The 16,486-nt window shown below is 72.1% G+C and carries 11 protein-coding genes and 2 pseudogenes; 8 read left to right on the forward strand and 5 right to left on the reverse strand.

Going from position 1 to position 16,486, the window contains the following annotated elements:
• Positions 1–117: 117 nt before the first annotated feature.
• Entirely contained in the window at positions 118–3,438 is a 3,321-nt protein-coding gene (locus GUY61_RS21035; protein ID WP_166631781.1) for a S8 family serine peptidase, read from the reverse strand.
• 240 nt (positions 3,439–3,678) lie between these two features.
• A complete protein-coding gene (locus GUY61_RS21040; protein WP_166631771.1) occupies positions 3,679–4,218 on the reverse strand; it encodes a CGNR zinc finger domain-containing protein in 540 nt (179 codons plus the stop codon).
• Between the two features lie 196 nt (positions 4,219–4,414).
• Between GUY61_RS21040 and GUY61_RS21045 the strand changes: the two genes are divergently transcribed.
• The 4 genes and pseudogenes from GUY61_RS21045 to GUY61_RS21060 all read left to right on the forward strand — a co-directional run bounded on the left by GUY61_RS21045 (position 4,415) and on the right by GUY61_RS21060 (position 8,752).
• The gene (locus tag GUY61_RS21045; RefSeq protein ID WP_166631772.1) at positions 4,415–4,870 is read left to right on the forward strand and encodes a VOC family protein; all 456 of its coding nucleotides are present in this window, start codon (positions 4,415–4,417) and stop codon (positions 4,868–4,870) included.
• A gap of 10 nt (positions 4,871–4,880) precedes the next feature.
• On the forward strand, positions 4,881–5,768 hold the full coding sequence (locus tag GUY61_RS21050) for a pyridoxamine 5'-phosphate oxidase family protein (RefSeq protein ID WP_166631773.1): 888 nt from the start codon (positions 4,881–4,883) through the stop codon (positions 5,766–5,768).
• Between the two features lie 9 nt (positions 5,769–5,777).
• A pseudogene (locus tag GUY61_RS21055) lies at positions 5,778–6,236 on the forward strand (NUDIX hydrolase).
• 761 nt (positions 6,237–6,997) lie between these two features.
• On the forward strand, positions 6,998–8,752 hold the full coding sequence (locus tag GUY61_RS21060) for a TIGR03767 family metallophosphoesterase (protein ID WP_166631774.1): 1,755 nt from the start codon (positions 6,998–7,000) through the stop codon (positions 8,750–8,752).
• A 145-nt stretch (positions 8,753–8,897) separates the two neighbouring features.
• On the opposite strand, the gene GUY61_RS21065 is transcribed toward GUY61_RS21060, so the two are convergent.
• Both GUY61_RS21065 and pepN read right to left on the reverse strand, forming a co-directional pair.
• Positions 8,898–10,016, reverse strand: a complete 1,119-nt coding sequence (locus GUY61_RS21065) for a hypothetical protein (protein WP_243766622.1) — start codon at positions 10,014–10,016, stop codon at positions 8,898–8,900.
• Between the two features lie 177 nt (positions 10,017–10,193).
• A complete protein-coding gene (gene pepN / locus GUY61_RS21070) occupies positions 10,194–12,776 on the reverse strand; it encodes an aminopeptidase N (RefSeq protein WP_166631776.1) in 2,583 nt (860 codons plus the stop codon).
• A 105-nt stretch (positions 12,777–12,881) separates the two neighbouring features.
• Between pepN and GUY61_RS21075 the strand changes: the two genes are divergently transcribed.
• The 3 genes and pseudogenes from GUY61_RS21075 to GUY61_RS21085 all read left to right on the forward strand — a co-directional run bounded on the left by GUY61_RS21075 (position 12,882) and on the right by GUY61_RS21085 (position 14,649).
• Positions 12,882–13,535 carry a DsbA family protein gene (locus GUY61_RS21075; RefSeq protein WP_166631777.1) on the forward strand — a complete coding sequence of 218 codons (654 nt, stop codon included), beginning with the start codon at positions 12,882–12,884 and terminating at the stop codon, positions 13,533–13,535.
• Positions 13,536–13,619: 84 nt separating this feature from the next.
• Positions 13,620–13,811 (forward strand): annotated as a pseudogene (locus GUY61_RS40330) (RNA-guided endonuclease TnpB family protein); the annotation flags it as partial.
• Between the two features lie 247 nt (positions 13,812–14,058).
• Positions 14,059–14,649, forward strand: coding sequence for a biotin transporter BioY (locus tag GUY61_RS21085; protein WP_166631778.1), 591 nt, complete (start codon positions 14,059–14,061; stop codon positions 14,647–14,649).
• Between the two features lie 92 nt (positions 14,650–14,741).
• On the opposite strand, the gene GUY61_RS21090 is transcribed toward GUY61_RS21085, so the two are convergent.
• Positions 14,742–15,386, reverse strand: a complete 645-nt coding sequence (locus tag GUY61_RS21090) for an LPXTG cell wall anchor domain-containing protein (protein ID WP_243766623.1) — start codon at positions 15,384–15,386, stop codon at positions 14,742–14,744.
• A gap of 360 nt (positions 15,387–15,746) precedes the next feature.
• On the opposite strand from GUY61_RS21090, the gene GUY61_RS21095 reads away from it, so the two are divergent.
• A partial coding sequence (locus GUY61_RS21095; RefSeq protein WP_243766624.1) for a serine/threonine-protein kinase occupies positions 15,747–16,486 on the forward strand: 740 nt, incomplete at its 3' end.

Here is a 16,486-nt window from a genome sequence, read left to right on the forward strand (position 1 = left end):
GGGCATGAGAAAGGGGCGGGCGTCTGGGGGAGCACCCGCCCCTTGCTCGTCGCCGTTACCGGCCTGGGGTGTGGACCGGTAGGGCGCGATCAACTACAGCGTGATCGGCCGGTCACCTCACTCGGTGACCTTCTGGATCTGGACGCTGCCGGCGCCCGCCGCGGTGCCGCGGGCGTTCACGAGCTGGACCTCGCCGAAGAACTGACGCCCCTCGGGAGCCGGGCTGTTGACGATGACCTGGGCGGCGACCTCGGCCGACTCGCCCTTGGCCAGCTTCACGGCCGCCGAGTCGTCGACCTCGACCTCACCGAGGGCGGGGTCGAAGAAGACGTCCAGGTAGTCGTAGTCCGTGCTGCCGGACGGGACCGAGTAGGCGTACACCTTGATGGTGTACGTGCCGGCGGCCGGCGCGGTGAGGCTCACGGACTCCTCCGAGTCGCCGTCGGCGTCCTGGGCGACCTCATCGCCGTTCTCGTCGTAGACCGTCAGGTCGAGGTCGGCGGACGGGTCGGAGACATTGCCGATTGCCACGTCGAGGCGCTCGGCGCCCTCGCCCACGGTCAGCGTGTACTCCTGCGCCACGCCGTCGGCGATGGTCGGGCGGGCCGACTTCGAGGAGCCGAGCGGGCCGCCCTTGAGCTTGCCGTCGATGGCGGCGAACTCGTTGGTGACGGTCCAGTCCACGTCGGCGGGGGTGCCGATCTTCGCCTCGTCGACCGTCTTCACGGCCGGGTCGAAGTCGGCGCCGAGCACCGAGACGTCGAGCTTGTACGGGTTGTACAGCAGCGGCGACGTACGGCGCGACTCGACCTCGATCTCCCACACGCCCGGCTGCGGGTTCGCGTAGGAACGCACGTCCGGGCGGCAGCCGTTGCCGTCGAGGTAGTTGTTGTAGCAGTTCGGCGTGGAGGTCGGGTCGACCGGAACGCCGTACGGGTGGATGGCGATGAACCGGGTCTGGCTCTTGTCCGCCAGTCCGCCGATCGCGACCTCGAGGGTCTTGGCGCCCTCGGGGACCGTGACGAAGTAGGACTTCGTCAGGTTGCGCACGGAGGTGCCCGACGTGGAGAAGGCGTGCGAGCCGGCGGTCAGGTCCTGGGACACGACGACCGTGTTGAGGATCTGCTTGTCGACGCCCTCGGTGCGCGGGTCGTCGAGCTCCAGGATCGCGGTGCGGATGCCGGCGGACCGGGGCTTCGCGGCGATCTTCACCGTGACCGGCTGGTTCAGGCCGAGGCTGATCTCGTCCGGGCCCACGATGTCGAAGGTGTCGCCGGAGTTGTTCTCCAGCTCCAGCTCGTGGCGCACGGCCCGGTCAGGACCGGTCGTACGGGTGACGGTGACCTCGTACGTCTTCTTCTGACCGGCCTTCAGGCCGCCCTCGCGGTCGTAGACGCCGGTGCCGAAGCCCGGCTCCTTGAGGTACTCCTCGATCGCGGTGTCGACCGGGGCCTTGACCGTGTACTCGTGGGCGGTGGCGCCGTCGAGGACGGACTCCCACGCGTCGGGCACGTTCACCAGGCCGGCACCCTCTTCGTAGGCCTGGAAGCCGCTGATGTGGTCGGCGGTGCTGGTCAGCGCGGTGCGCAGCGTGGCCGGGGTCAGGTCGATGCCCTTGGCCTTCGCGGCGGACAGCAGCAGCGCGGAGGCGCCGGCGGCCTGCGGGGAGGCCATCGAGGTGCCCTGCAGCATGCCGTAGCCGGCCGGGAGGCTGTAGCCCGCCTCGGCGACCGGGGCGCCCGGCAGCCAGGTCTGGATGGTGTTGATCGCCGCGCCGGGCGCGGAGATCGTCGGGGTGAAGCCGCCGTCCTCACGCGGACCGCGCGAGGAGAAAGGCATCATCGCGTACGACTTCTTCACGATGGAGCCGTAGTTGGAGGCCCAGGTCTCCCTGGAGACGGTCGCGCCCACGGAGAGCACCTTGTCGGCGAGCGAGGGGTCGCCGATCGTGTTGGTGCCGGGACCGGAGTTGCCCGCCGAGACCACCAGCTGCACGCCGTAGTCGTCGATGAGGCGCGTGTAGAGCGCGGCGCGCGCGTTGTTGCCGTCGTTCAGCGCCGGCAGACCGCCGATGGACATGTTGACGATGTCCACGCCGCGGTTGATGACCAGGTCGGCCATGCCCTCGGTGAGGGCGATGTTGGTGCAGCCGCCGGACCAGGTGCAGGCGCGGGAGGAGACCAGCTTGGCGCCGGGCGCCTGGCCGTTCATCTTCCCGCCGAAGAGGCTGTTGGCGGCCGTGATGCCGGCCACGTGGGTGCCGTGTTCGCTCTCGATGACGCCGATGTTGACGTAGTCGGCCTTGGCGCCGGACGCGTTGTAGACGACGTCCTTGCGGATCTCGGCGACGAACGGGATGCGCTCGGCGACCTCGGTGGACGGGTCGTCCGTGCCGAAGTAGCCCACCTGGAAGCCGTCCTTGTACGGCTTCATCGCCTCTTCGTCGGTGAAGTCGAGGTCGTCGTCCAGGTCGACGGTCATCGTGCCGGCGGCGGCGTCGTAGAGCACGCCCCAGACGTCCGTGGTGTCGCCGTCGCGGTTCATGTCACCGGCCATGTCGCCGCCGGTGGTTGCCGCCTCGGAGAAGTAGTTGAACTTGTAGCTGCCCGCGGGGGCGGTGAACTTCTCGGTGCCCTGGCTCGCGGTGGTGATGGTGAAGTTCGGGCCGGAGACGGAGGTGGTCATCCGCCGCCAGGTGCCGTCGCCGTCGGAGACCGGGTCGGTGGCGGTGACCCAGTCGACGATCTTGCGCTCGCCGGTGGTGGTCTTCTGCAGCGACGGGTGGGCCAGGTCGACACCGGAGTCGAGGATGCCGATGGTGATGCCGCGGCCGTCGTACTTCGGGTGCTCCTTGACGAAGTCCACCGAACCGGTCTCGAAGGACGGGTTGTACGGGTTCTTCGCGGGGGTGTTCTTGCCCGGCGCGGGGTAGGTCCCCTCCGCGGCGGTGCCCGCACCCTTGGCCGTGTCGGCCGCCGGGGTCGGGTCGTCCAGCACGATCTCCTGCTTGAGGTCGATCGCCTGGACGGAGGAGAGCTTCTGGGCGGCCTCGATGGTCTTGTCGGCCTTGGCGGTGGGGACGGTGGCGCGGATGTAGCCGAGCTTGTCGATGGTCTTGCTGACCAGACCGCCGTCGACGGCGTCGAGCTGCTCGGCGACCTGCTCGGTCTTGCCGGGCGTCGTCGCCACCATGAAGGTGATGTTCTTGTCGCCGTCGGCCTTGGCCTCGGCGAGCAGTTCCGCGTCGTCGGAACCGAGCTTCTCGTCGGCGGACTTCACGGGCCCCGCGGGTGCGGGCGCCGGGTCGTCGGCGGCCGCGGCGAAGGCCACGGGGATCGGGCCGGCCGCGGAGAGCGCGGCCACCAGACCCGCGGCGACCGCGATGCGAGCCGCGCGTCTCGCTCCGGATATGGGAGCGCGCTGGGGGTCGAGGGTCATCAGCATCCCAGTTTTCGTAGGTGGGGGATCCGGTGGCTCCGTGTTTTCCGTTGGTGCCGGAGAACGGGGCCGGATGACCGACGACTTTTACGTAAGTGACAGCTTTATGGGGAGAGTTGTCGGTGGCGGAAGTAAGACATGGCGCACTTGCGCCAGCCGCACAACGGGTGAATCGGCGCGTACCGGGCGTCGTGGGCCGGTAGCCGAAACACATACGTTACGAGCTCTTCGCGGTGGCCCTCACGCCTCGCGGCTACGCGCGTAGTGTCGGGACGCCTTGGCGCGGTTCCCGCACGCCGCCATCGAGCACCAGCGCCGCGTGCCGTTCCGCGAGGTGTCGAAGAAGTGCAGGACGCAGGCCTCGTGGGCGCACGCCCTGATCCGGTCGGGCGCGGTGCGCAGCAGCCGGAGGTAGTCGTAGGCGGCGGTCCAGCCGGGGCCCCAGGCGGGATCGGCGAACTCGGTCTCCTCGCCCACCCCCCGGGGGCCGAGGGTGGCGCGAATGCGTCCCTGGTCGAGTACGGCGTCGAGGCGCCGGGCGGCGGCCGCGTCGTCCGGCCGTTCGACGACGGCGAGCAGCGCCTCGCGGGTCCGGCGCAGCCGCTCCAGCGTGGGCTCGTCCGCGGTGAAGCGGGAGTCGAGGCCGTTCGCCGCGAGCCAGACGCCCAGCCCTTCGGTGTCCGTGAGCAGGTCGCGCGGCTCGCCGTCCCGCACCCAGCGGGTGTTGAGCAGGTCGAGGGAGAGGGGCTCGCCGGTGAGCGGCCGGGGGTCGGCGGGCATGTGCGGTCTCCTTCGGGAAGGGCTAACCACTCAAGGGTACGTGAGGGGTTGACGCCTGGATCAGCTAACCTTTAAAGTCGTAATGAGAGGTTAGAGACGCCGGGCGGTCCTGCCGGCGCACACCACCGCCGATCCGCCGGCGGACTCCGCCGGCGGATCCGCTCAGCGGGCAAGAAGCAGGAGAGGGACACACACCATGACGACTGCCGGAGCACTGCGGACCGGCCATATCGGCCTGAACGTCACCGACCTCGACAGGTCGCTCGCCTTCTACCGGGACGCCCTCGGCTTCCAGACCCTCGGCGAGGGCAAGGAGGACGGCCGGCGCTTCGCCTTCCTCGGCCGGGACGGCAGGCTCGTCCTCACGCTGTGGCAGCAGGCCGAGGGGAGCTATGCTCCCGGGCTCGCCGGACTGCACCACCTCGCCTTCGAGGTGGACGGCATCGAGCAGGTGCGGGAGGCCGAGAGCGCGCTGCGCGCCCTCGGCGTCGAATTCGTCCACGAGGGCGTGGTCGCCCATCACGAGGGCGCCGCGTCCGGCGGGATCTTCTTCCGCGACCCGGACGGCACCCGGCTGGAGATCTCCGCCCCGCACGGCGCCCAGGGCGCACCCGCGCCCGCGGGCGCCGCACCGACCTGCGGCTTTTTCTAGGAGGAGACCGGTGGATCCGTACCACGAGGGCTCGCGCGCCGTGCAGGAACGCGTCGGAGTCCGTGAACTCGCCGATCACGTGGGCCGTTCGATCGGCCGGGGCATCAAACCGGTCGCCGCCGCCTTCCTCGGTCTCCAGCCGATGCTGGTGGTGGGCGCGGCGGACCGCGGCGGCCGGCTGTGGGCCTCCCTGCTGACGGGCGAACCCGGATTCGTACGGGCCACCGGTCCGCGGACGGTCTCGGTGGGCGCGGTCCCGGTCGCCGGGGACCCGCTCGCCGCCGTCCTCGCCGAGGACGAGACCCCGGTCGGCACGATCGCGCTCGACCCGCGCACCCGGCGCCGGATGCGGCTCAACGGGACGGCCGCGCCCGGCGCACGCGGCTTCACCGTCACGGCCGGGGAGGTCTTCGCCAACTGCCCCAAGTACCTTCAGCACCGCGAACTGATGCCCGCGGAGGCCGAGCTCCCGGCGCCCGGGCCCGCGCGGCACTCCCCGCGGCTGGACGCGGCGCAGCGGCGGGCAGTCGCCGAGGCCGACACCTTCTTCGTCGCCACCGCGGCGGGTGACGGCGTGGACGTCAGCCACCGCGGCGGCAACCCCGGCTTCGTGGAAGTCCATTCGCCGAACGAACTGAGCTGGCCCGACTACCCGGGCAACGCCATGTTCCTCACCCTGGGCAACCTGCGGACCGACCCGCGTGCGGGGCTGCTGTTCGTCGACTGGACCGGCGGCACCACGCTCCAGCTCACCGGCACCGCCCGCACGGACTTCACCGCGGACGGCGGCAGAACCGTCCGCTTCCGGATCACCGAGGCCGTGGAGGTCCCCGCGGCGAGCCCGCTGCGCTGGACCGGGCCGCGATACTCACCGGCCAACCCGGTCCCGCCACGCTAACGTCACGGGGTGCACAAGGAGTTGAGGGTGGCGGCCTACGCCGTATGCGTCAGGGAAGACCGGATTCTGCTCGCCCGGTGGGTGCCGAAGGACGGAGCCCCGCAGTGGATCCTGCCGGGCGGCGGCGTCGAACACGGGGAACACCCCTACGACGCCGTGATCCGGGAGGTGGAGGAGGAGACGGGATACGCGATACATGTCGAGGGGTTGCTCGGGGTGGACTCCGTACGTCGCGAGATCCCGCGCCGGCTCGGCGTCGTCGCCGACCACCACGCCATACGGGTCCTCTACGACGGCCGGATCACCGGCGGCGAACTGCGCCCCGAAGTGGGCGGCTCCACCGACCTCGCCGCCTGACACTCCCTCGACGAGGTGGAGGGGCTCCGGCGGGTCCCGCTGGTCGACACGGGCCTGAGCCTGTGGCGCACCCGCCCGTCCCACGGCCGGGCAGACCTCGCGACGCCCTGACCCCCGCGGCCGGCGCCCCGAGTCCCGTCGCCGGTCACCCGCACCGGGCCCGGCCCTGAGGGCGACCCGGCCCGCGCCGCCGGGCCGAGCACCCGGGCGGTCCGGCCCTGATCCGGAACGCCGGGCGGTCGTCATCCCGACGCCTCCCGGCGAGCCGGCCCCGGCGCTGAGGACGACCGCCCGCGCCGCCCGCGCCGGGCCCGTGCCGCCGGGGCACGCGCTCGGGTGCGTCGTCCCCGCCGGCGCGGCCGGATCCGGAACGCCGGGCGGTCGCCGTCCCGACGACTCCCGGCGAACCGTGTCCGGCACTGCGTCCGGCCCGCGCCGGGGCTCCGTGCGGGCGTGCCCGGCGCGTGACCCGCCTGCCCGGCCGGTCCCCGGAAGGCCCGCGACCAGGGCGGGTCGGTGTCCGGCAGGGGTCTTGCCGGGCCGTGCCCGGGGTCCGTCCCGCGCCGGCGCCCCGTGCGAGCGGTCCCGGCAGGCTCGGTGAGCGGCGGATCCCGGGGCGCGGCCCGCCGCGGGGCCGGGGACGCGCGGGGGAGCCCTCGGCTTCCCCGGGACATGAACCGGCGGTGAGCGCGGACGGGACCGTGGCCGGCCGGTGGATGGACGTTTGCGGTCGCGATGATCCATGCGGCGCGATCGCTGCCACGCGTTGCGGCACCGTTAACGCGCAGGCCATCCCGGATGCCAACGATCCAGGAGGAACGGGGAGTTCCCCGTTCGTCCGACGAAGCGTTCGCACTCGGGGAGATCGCGCCATGTCGCGCATACGCTCTGCTGCCGCCCTCGACCGCCGGTCCTTCCTCGCCGTTGCCGGTGCCGCCGGCGCCGCCGCCGGGCTCGGTTTCGCCCTCGGAGCCGGGGGCGGCGAGGCCACGGCCACCGCGTCCGCCCGGGCCTCCGCCGCATCCACCGCCCCGCCCGCCGCCCGGAGGCCCGGCCCACAGCCGGCGCTCGCCCCCTTCAGCAACGGCACCACACTCCGTACCGTCGCCACTCCCCGCAGCGGATCCGGCTCCGGCTACCGCAGGCTCGGCGAGGGCCCGGCCTGGCCCCGGGTCGTACGGGACGCGTTGGCGCCCGCCAGGTCCGGCCGCGCCGACCGCCGCCGCACCCTCACCGCCTTCGTCCAGCTCACCGATCTGCACATCACCGACGTGCAGCACCCGATGCGTTACGAGTTCCTCCGCTCCGGCGCCCCCCGGTCCTGGCGCCCGCACGAGGCACTCACCGTCGCCGGCGCCGTCTCGCTGGTCGAGCGCGTCAACGCGCTGCCCGCCGCGCCCGCCACCGGCGCCCCGCTGTCCTTCGTGATGACCACGGGCGACAACACCGACAACAACTCCAGGCTGGAACTCGACTGGTTCCTCACCGCCATGAGCGGCGGCCGCATCACACCCAACAGCGGTGACCCGCATGCCTACGAGGGCGTGCAGAACAGCGGGCTGCCACTGTTCTGGCACCCGGAGGAAGAACTGCGCGACACCGAGAAGCGGCTCGGCTTCCCGCGCGTCGACGGCCTGCTCACCGCCGCGCTGCGCCAGGTCAACAGCCCCGGCCTGCGGCTGCCGTGGTACTCCACCATCGGCAACCACGACGACCTGAGCGGCGGCGTCTACTCCGACACCGGTGGCTTCTTCGCCGAGTTCGCCGTCGGCGACCGCAAACTCCAGACCGTGCCCGCGTCCGTCGCCGAGCGGGTCTGGCGCGGTTCGCGCAAGGGTCAGGACCCCAGGGGCAAGGGCATCCGGGAACTGCTGCTCGCCCACAGGCGCGAGATGCGCCGGGTCACGCCCGACGAGCGCCGCGCGCCCTTCACCGTGGAGGAGTACGTGCGGGCCCACCTCGACCCGGCCCACGCGGGCCGCGCGGGCGGCCCCGCCGGCCACGGCTACACCCGGGCCAACCTGGACGAGGGCACCCTCCACTACAGCTTCCGGATCTCCGACGACGTACTCGGCATCAGCCTCGACACCACCAACAGGGGCGGCCAGTACACCGGCTCCATCGGCACCGCGCAGCTGCGCTGGCTCGAACGCACCCTCGAGGCGCACCAGGACGACCACGTCATCGTCTTCAGCCACCACTACAGCGCCAGCATGACCAACCCCGTCGAGGACCCGTCCAGGCCGGGCGAGACCCGTCACGGAGGAGCGGAACTGCTCGCCGTGCTGGGGCGCCACCGCAACGTCCGGGCCTGGGCCAACGGCCACAGCCACCGCAACGAGATCACTCCGCACGGCACCTTCTGGGAGATCACCACCGCTTCCCACGTCGACCACCCGCAGCTCGCCAGGGTGATCGAGCTCGTCGACAACGAGGACGGCACGCTGTCCCTCTTCACCACGCTGATCGAAGCAAGCGCCCCGTACAGCACGGACTACACCGACCTCTCCCAGACCGGCCTGGCCTCCCTCTACCGCGAGTTGTCGTACAACGCCCGTGACACCGACCGGGTCCTCTCCGGCGCGGCGCGGGACCGCAACACCGAACTGCTGCTGAAGAAGGGGTAGGGCGGGTTTCGAAAGTCCCGTCCGGCTGCGGGCGGACGACGCCACTTTCGAACCTGCTCCAGACGCTCAGCCACACGGAAGGAGGGGCGGGCCCCGCCGACAGGGCCCGCTCCTCCTCTCCCCTCCTGTCCGCGAAATCCCCCGGCTAACGCGGCAGTACGACGACATGCGCTGCCGGATCCCGGTCCGCCGCCGCCATCAGTGCGGTACGTACGGCGGTGGCCTGCTGTTCGGGACAATCGCGAAGCCCCACCGGGGTGACGGGCACCACCGTGATGCCCAGCCGCTCCAGATGCTCGCGCTGCCGGGCCGTTCCCGGCCCTGACGACTCCTCCTCCCTCCGCGGCGGCACGCCGCCGCTCTCGCCGCGCCGCGGCATCCTGGCGTCGATCACCACCGCGACCGACCGACCGGGCCAGTAGGCGTCCACCCCGCCCAGGTGCGGCCCGCCGGGCAGCCGCAGGCCGACGTTCCACAGCGGCTCGGGCAGCCCGGAGTCCCGCACCATCCGGTAGAGCCGCCCCTCGGCGACGGCCCGCCCCTCGGCGAGCAGCGCGTCCACGGCGTTCACCACCTGGGGGCGGCCGAGCAGCCGTGCCCGCCGCAGCTCCCGTACGACCGCGGTGGCCTCGCAGTACCCGCCGCGCACGGCCTCGGCCAGCAGCCGGCGCACGGTCACCGCGTCGTCAAGCCGCGCCACCGTGTCGGCCACCGCGCGCGGCACCGGCGCGGCCGGCACCCCGCCGGCCTCCAGCGCGTACGGCAGCGCCTCGGTGCGCAGCAGCCGCACGAAGCCGGCGGAGCGCAGCCGGCGGGTGCGGGGCACCAGGACGTCGATGCGGTCGATGCGGTCCAGTTCGGACAGCGGGGGCGCGGCGCCCAGTCCGTGCAGGGCGAGCGCCGCCGCGCCGGTGATCACCGCCTTTCCGCGGGGGGCGTACACCCCGCGGGCCGGGCCGGCCGGGCCCGGCACCAGCGGGCTGTCCCCGCCGCGGAGGGACGGCCGTGCCGCGTAGAGCAGGGCGGCGTGCAGCCGTTCCTCACCGGTCGGCGGCCCCGGCCTGAGCAGGTAGACGCCGGGCAGGAGCTGCTGCCAGGGGCCGCCGGGCCGGCAGCGGGCGGCGGCGAGGGCGGCGCCGACTCCGTGCTCGCGCAGCTGCCCCGCGGTCAGGACGCGGCGCCGGATCTCCGAGGGGTGACACGGCGGACGGGGGCCGGCCGGCGGAGTGCGGAGCCGGCCGCCGCGAGCGGGGGAATTGTTCATGCGGCCCCGATTCCCGTTCGGCAGCCGTGCCCTAACCGCTGTTACACGCTCGTCGACAAAGGCGGACAAGCCTGTCCTAAAGTGCAAGCGTTCGATTGCCGATCAGGGGCACCGGGCGTGTCCCGGTGCCCCAGGTCAGCGGGCCTTCAGCGGCTTCCGGACGGTGAGCCGTCCCGCTCAGACGGCGCCGGAGGCATCGCACTCCTGTGCCCTGAGCGCCCGTGCGAGGTCGTCCCTGGACTCCAGCACGAGCCGGCGCAGCGCGGGCGCGGACTCCTTGTGGGCGTCCAGCCAGGCGTCCGCGGCGTCCAGAGTGGCCCTGTCGCCCTGGAGGATGGGGAACAGCCCGCGCACCACCGCCATGCCGATCTCGATCGAACGCTCGCTCCAGACCCGCTCGATCGCCTCGAAGTACCTGGGCGCGTACGGCGCCAGCAGTTCCCGCTGTCCCGGCTGGTCGAAGCCCGAGATCGTCGCCTCCACCAGCGCGTTCGACAACTCGTCGGACTCGACGACCTGCGCCCACGCCCGCGCCTTGACCTCGGCGGAGGGCCTGGCGGCCAGGCAGCGCACCTGGTGGCGCTTGCCGGACGCGGTGTCGTCCCGCGCCAGTTCGGCGGCGAGCACGGTCTCGTCCACCGTGCCGTGCGCGGCCAGCGACTCCAGGAACGTCCAGCGCAGCTCCTGGTCCACGTCGAGGCCGTCGATCCGGGCGGAGCCGGCCAGCAGCCCGGCGAGCAGCTGGAGGTCGGACTCCGTCGTGGCGCACGCGGCGAAGAACCGCGCCCAGGCGAGCTGGTGCCCGCCGCCAGGTTCGGCCAGCCGCAGCTCGCGCAGCGCGCCCTCGGCGAGCAGCCGCCCGCCTTCCGCGCGGTACCCGGGCGCGGCATAGTGCTCGAGCGCGGTACGGGCCCACGCCTGTACGTTCTGCAGTACGCCGATGTCGGTCTCGGCGCCCGCGAACCTCCCCGCGAGGGCGAGGAAGTCGCGGGCCGGCAGCAGTGCGTCCCGGGTCAGGTTCCACAGCGCCGACCAGCACAGCGCGCGCGCCAACGGGTCGCTCACCTCGCCGAGGCGGGCCCGCAGGGTGTCGAGCGACCCCTCGTCGAAGCGGATCTTGCAGTAGGTCAGGTCGTCGTCGTTGACGATGACGAGCTCCGGCCGGTCCGCTCCCGCCAGCTCCCCGACGACCGTGCGCGGTCCGCTCACGTCCAGCTCGGCGCGCGCGTAGCGCACCAGCGTGCCGTCCGCGTCCTCGCGCCGGTAGAGACCGACCGCGACGCGGTGCGGCCGGAGTTCCGGGTGGTCCCCGGAAGCCCCCTGGAGCACCGCGAACTCGGCGATCCGGTTCTCGGCGTCGTAGGTGACGTCGGGCGTGAGCGAGTTGACGCCGGCGGTCTGCAGCCAGGAGCGCGACCAGGAGGCCATGTCGCGGCCCGAGGTCTCCTCCAGGACCGCCAGCAGGTCGTCGAGCCGGGTGTTGCCGTACGCGTGCCGCTTGAAGTAGCGCCGGGCGCCCTCCAGGAACGCCTCCCGGCCGACGTAGGCCACCAGCTGCTTGAGCACCGAGGCGCCCTTGGCGTAGGTGATCCCGTCGAAGTTGAGCTTGGCGTCTTCCAGATCGTGGATGTCCGCCGTGATCGGATGCGTCGACGGCAGCTGGTCCGCGCGGTACGCCCAAGCCTTGCGGCCGTTGGCGAAGGTGATCCAGCCGTTGGTGAAGCGGGTCGCCTCCACCAGGGACAGTGACCCCATGAAGTCCGCGAAGGACTCCTTGAGCCACAGGTCGTCCCACCACCGCATGGTCACGAGGTCGCCGAACCACATGTGGGCCATCTCGTGCAGGATGACGTTCGCGCGGCGCTCGTACGAGGCGCGCGTCACCTTGCCCCGGAAGACGAACTCCTCGCGGAAGGTGACCAGGCCCGGGTTCTCCATCGCGCCGATGTTGTACTCCGGCACGAACGCCTGGTCGTACTTCCCGAAGGGGTACGGGTAGTCGAAGTGGTCGTGGAAGAAGTCCAGGCCCTGCTTGGTGACCTCGAAGACGTCGGAGGCGTCGAAGTGCCGCGCCAGCCCCTTGCGGCACAGCGCGCCCAGCGGCACCTCCAGCGTCCCGCCGTCCTCCAGGGTGTGCCGGTACACGTCCGTGACGTAGTGGTACGGGCCGGCGACGACCGCCGTGATGTACGTGGAGATCGGCTTGGTCTCGGTGAACCGCCACACCCCGTCGTCGAGCGTGCCGGTGCCGTTGCTCAGCACCGTCCACCCGTCGGGGGCCGTCACCTCGAAGCGGTACGGCGCCTTCAGGTCGGGCTGCTCGAAGTTGGCGAAGACCCGCCGCGCGTCGGCCGGTTCGTACTGGGTGTAGAGGTACACCTCGCCGTCCTCGGGGTCGACGAAGCGGTGCAGCCCTTCCCCCGTACGGCTGTAGGCGCACTGCGCGTCCACGACGAGAACGTTGTCGTCGGCCAGGCCGTCCAGCATGATCCGCGCCCCGTCGAACACCTGGGCCGGGTCGAGCTGCCGCCCGTTGAGCGCCACGGAGTTCACCGAGGGCGCGACGAGGTCGGCGAAGGTGGAGGTTCCCGGACCGGTGCGGCGGAACCTGACGGTCGTCACCGAGCGGAAGGTGCGCGGGCCCTCACCCGGCGCCTCACCCACCGCCGACCGCAGGTCGAGCGAGATGTCGTACCCGTCGACGGACACCAGTCCTGCCCGCTCACGGGCCTCCTCGCGGGTCAGATTCTCACCGGGCACAGGCACTCCTCGCATCGTCGACGGTCGTCCTCGCATCCTCGCACGGGAATGACGGCGGCGAACTGGCGGTTTTGCTCCGAGTACCGACCCGCTCACCGTCGTGTCATGAGGAGAACCGTGTCCGAGAAGACCCCCGCCGACTTCTGGTTCGACCCCCTGTGCCCGTGGGCATGGCTGACCTCCCGCTGGATGCTGGAGGTCGAGAAGGTGCGTCCGGTGGAGGTGCGCTGGCATTTGATGAGCCTCGCCGTGCTCAACGAGCCCAAGCTCGACGAGCTTCCCGAGCAGTACCAGGAGATGATGCGCACCGTGGCCTGGGGACCGGTCCGGGTCGTCAACGCCGCACGGCTGAAGCACGGCGAGGACATCCTCGGCGGCCTCTACACCGCGCTCGGCACCCGCATCCACAACCGGGGCGAAGGTCCGACCAGGGAGGCGGTCGCGGGAGCACTGGCCGAGGTCGGGCTCCCCGCCGAGCTGCTCGACCACTGGGACGACGACACCTTCGACGCCGAACTGCGTGCCACCCACAAGGAGGGCATCGACCTGGTCGGCCAGGACGTCGGCACGCCCGTCATCGCCGTCCCCGGATCGGACGGCGAACGGATCGCCTTCTTCGGCCCGGTCGTCACTCCCGCCCCGCAGGGCGAGGCGGCGGGCCGACTGTGGGACGGCACGCTGCTCGTCGCGTCGACCCCCGGCTTCTACGAACTGAAGCGCACCAGGGACGCCGGCCCTTCCTTCGACAACCTCGGCTAGACCCGTACGCGCACCGAAGGGCCACCGCGAGTCCGGTCCTCGCGGGGGCCCTTCCTCCATCCGCCCGCCCGGTGAAGGCCCGGCTGCGCGCAGTGCGGAGCGAGAACCAAGCACGCACTCCCGCTGCCCGGACGCACCTACCACCCGCACCGCGTGCGAAGCCGTCTGTCCCAGGGACGGGAACTCCGCACGCGTGTGCTCGTCCGGGCGGGTCTGACCCCGGCCGGCGCCGAGGGCACAAGACCTCCCGGAGCGCCGCTCCCGGAGGCAGCCTGAGCCAGGAATCCCCCTCCCCTCCAGGGAGGCGAGCGGTCAAATAGGCGGGCCTTGCATGTGACTTGCAACTGCGTTCTCGGTGCAGATCAGTAGTGGTATGCCGGCGCACTGCCGGGAAGTCCGCCCTGTTTGTGTGAAACCGACCAAGCCGCAGCTCAGGCCTTGTGCCGGAACTCACGGTGACCAGCGGGGTTCCCCGGGTTAGCGTCGCTGTGTCCCCCGCCGTCACCGTTCACGTGGAGTTCCCATGAGCACCGCCGCTGCCGCCACCACGACCCGCCCGGGCGCGGTCCTCGCCGACCTGCTGCCCGCGTCCCGCACCCGGGACATCGCTCTGGTGGCGGGCGGGGCCGTCCTCACCGGCATCGCCGCGCAGATCTCCGTCCCGGTCCCCGGCTCCCCGGTGCCGGTCACCGGGCAGACCTTCGCGGCCCTCCTCGTCGGCACCGCGCTCGGCGCACGCCGCGGCATGGCCGCGCTCGCCGTCTACGCGCTGGCCGGCGTCGCCGGCATGCCCTGGTTCGCCGAGGGCACCTCCGGCTACGGGATGCCGTCCTTCGGCTACATCATCGGCATGCTCCTCGCCGCCACCGTGGTCGGTGCCCTCGCACGCCGCGGTGCCGACCGCTCGGTGCTGCGCACGGCCGGGGCGATGGTGCTGGGCTCCGCCGTCATCTACGCCGTCGGCGTGCCGTACCTGGCGCTGGCCACCGGTATGACCCTCGGTCAGGCCGTCGCGGCCGGACTGACCCCGTTCCTGATCGGTGACGCCCTGAAGGCGGCGCTGGCGATGGGCGCGCTGCCCGCCGCGTGGAAGCTGATCGGCCGCCGCGGCTGAACCGTCCGGCGCCCGCCCGGGCGCACACGTCGGGGGCCCGCTCCGCGTCCGTGCGGAGCGGGCCCCCGGGCGTCCGGCGGCAGTCGTCCGGCTCAGGTCCCGCGCCTGCGGGTGCTCCACCACGCGCCGGCCCCGCCGACGGCGAGCAGCAGCACGCCGAACAGGCCGAGCGCCGTGGCCCGTTCGCTCACCCCGGTCCTCGGCAACTCCCCGCGGTCGTGGCCGTCCTTGCCGTTCCCGCCGTCCTCACGCCCCTTGCCGTCCTCACCGTCCTTGCCGTCAGTGCCTCCGTCGCCGCCCGGCCCGAACGGGACGTTCTCCGTGCCCAGCAGCAGGGGGGTGTCGGGCGCGTTCGGTGTCGGGTTGTTCGTACCGAAGTTGACCGGGCCCTGCTGCCAGAGCAGCTTCTCGCTCGTGCCCTCGGTCACCGGCAGGCAGATCCTGCCGGTCCTGCCCAGGTCGAAGTGCGCCCGGACCGCGAACGACCGGTCCGCGCCCGCCGCCAGGTCGCCGACGGCACAGGCGAAGCCGCTGTTCGACCCCTCGGGCAGTCGGCCCCCCGGGATCTTGGCGCAGCCCTCGACGTTCTCGACGGTCAGGCCCTCGAAGCCGATGACGGAGAGCGTGACCGGGCCGCTCGCCCCGGTGCCCTTGTTGAGCACCTTCGCGGTGATGTCCGTCCTGCCGTCCTCGTTGCCGACGGAGATCCGCTCCGGCAACTCCGTGGTGATCTTCATGTCCGCCGGTGCGCCCGGTCCCGGCGACCCCCCGGCGCTGCTCCCCGGAGTCGGTTCGGCCGCCTGTGCGACGAACGGGAATGTGAGTGCGAATGCGGCTGCCGCCACGATTGCGGGCCGCAATGGCCGTGTCCGTTTCCCCTGGTGATTGCCGTGCATTAACCGTCCCCCTCGCGCGTCCGAATCGGCGGTACTCGAAGAGGTACCACAAGATTTCGCCCAACTGTGGTGTGATGATGGCAAGTTAAGCTTTCTGTACGCTTCGGCGCAGGTCACGGGGTGACTGAGGGGGTGTCGTTGATGCCGGGGACTTTGGTGGCGGGGCGTTATCGGCTGGGCGAGCCAATTGGGCAGGGGGGAATGGGGCGGGTGTGGCGCGCGGCCGACGAAATGCTCGACCGCTGCGTCGCCGTCAAAGAAATGCGCATCGACGACTCCGGCGCGGAGGACGCCCGTATTCGCCGTGAACGGACGCTCCGGGAGGCCAGGGCCACGGCCCGTATCGACCACCCGAATGTCGTACGCGTCTACGACGTGGCGGAGGAGAGCGACCGGCTGTGGATCGTCATGGAACTCGTCGAGGCGCGCTCCCTGGAACGGGTTCTGGCGGAGGACGGCCCGCTGACCCCGCGTGAGGCGGCCAGGGTCGGGCTCGCGCTCGCGGCGGCGCTGCGGGCGGTGCACGCGGTCGGGGTGCTGCACCGGGACATCAAGCCGGGCAATGTGCTGCTCGGGCCGGGGGAGCGGGTCGTCCTCACCGACTTCGGGATCGCGGCGATCCAGGACATGAGCGGGCTGACCATGGCCGGCATGCTCATCGGCTCGCCCGACTACATGGCGCCCGAGCGGGTCGGAGGCCGTCCCCAGGGCCCGCCCTCCGACCTGTGGTCCCTCGGAGCCACACTGTGCGCCGCCGTCGCGGGGACCTCCCCCTTCAGCCGCCCCACGACGCTTGCCACTTTGCACGCCGTGCTCTACGAGGAGCCCGAACTCCCGGCCGCGGCGGGCCCGCTGATCCCGGTTCTGGCCTCCCTTCTGGTCAAGGAACCGGAAGCCCGCCCCACCGTCGGCACACTCACCGCGGCACTGGAACCGGTGGC

The sequence above is a fragment of the Streptomyces sp. GC420 genome (genome assembly GCF_009916105.1).
Classification (GTDB): Bacteria; Actinomycetota; Actinomycetes; order Streptomycetales; family Streptomycetaceae; genus Streptomyces.

Excerpts from the sequence above, each read along its gene's own strand:
- GUY61_RS21035 (WP_166631781.1), bottom strand. The coding sequence starts at position 3,438 with ATGACCCTCGACCCCCAGCGCGCTCCCATATCCGGAGCGAGACGCGCG.
- GUY61_RS21040 (WP_166631771.1), bottom strand. The coding sequence starts at position 4,218 with ATGCCCGCCGACCCCCGGCCGCTCACCGGCGAGCCCCTCTCCCTCGAC.
- GUY61_RS21045 (WP_166631772.1), top strand. The coding sequence starts at position 4,415 with ATGACGACTGCCGGAGCACTGCGGACCGGCCATATCGGCCTGAACGTC.
- GUY61_RS21060 (WP_166631774.1), top strand. The coding sequence starts at position 6,998 with ATGTCGCGCATACGCTCTGCTGCCGCCCTCGACCGCCGGTCCTTCCTC.
- GUY61_RS21065 (WP_243766622.1), bottom strand. The coding sequence starts at position 10,016 with ATGAACAATTCCCCCGCTCGCGGCGGCCGGCTCCGCACTCCGCCGGCC.
- GUY61_RS21075 (WP_166631777.1), top strand. The coding sequence starts at position 12,882 with ATGAGGAGAACCGTGTCCGAGAAGACCCCCGCCGACTTCTGGTTCGAC.
- GUY61_RS21085 (WP_166631778.1), top strand. The coding sequence starts at position 14,059 with ATGAGCACCGCCGCTGCCGCCACCACGACCCGCCCGGGCGCGGTCCTC.
- GUY61_RS21090 (WP_243766623.1), bottom strand. The coding sequence starts at position 15,386 with ATGAAGATCACCACGGAGTTGCCGGAGCGGATCTCCGTCGGCAACGAG.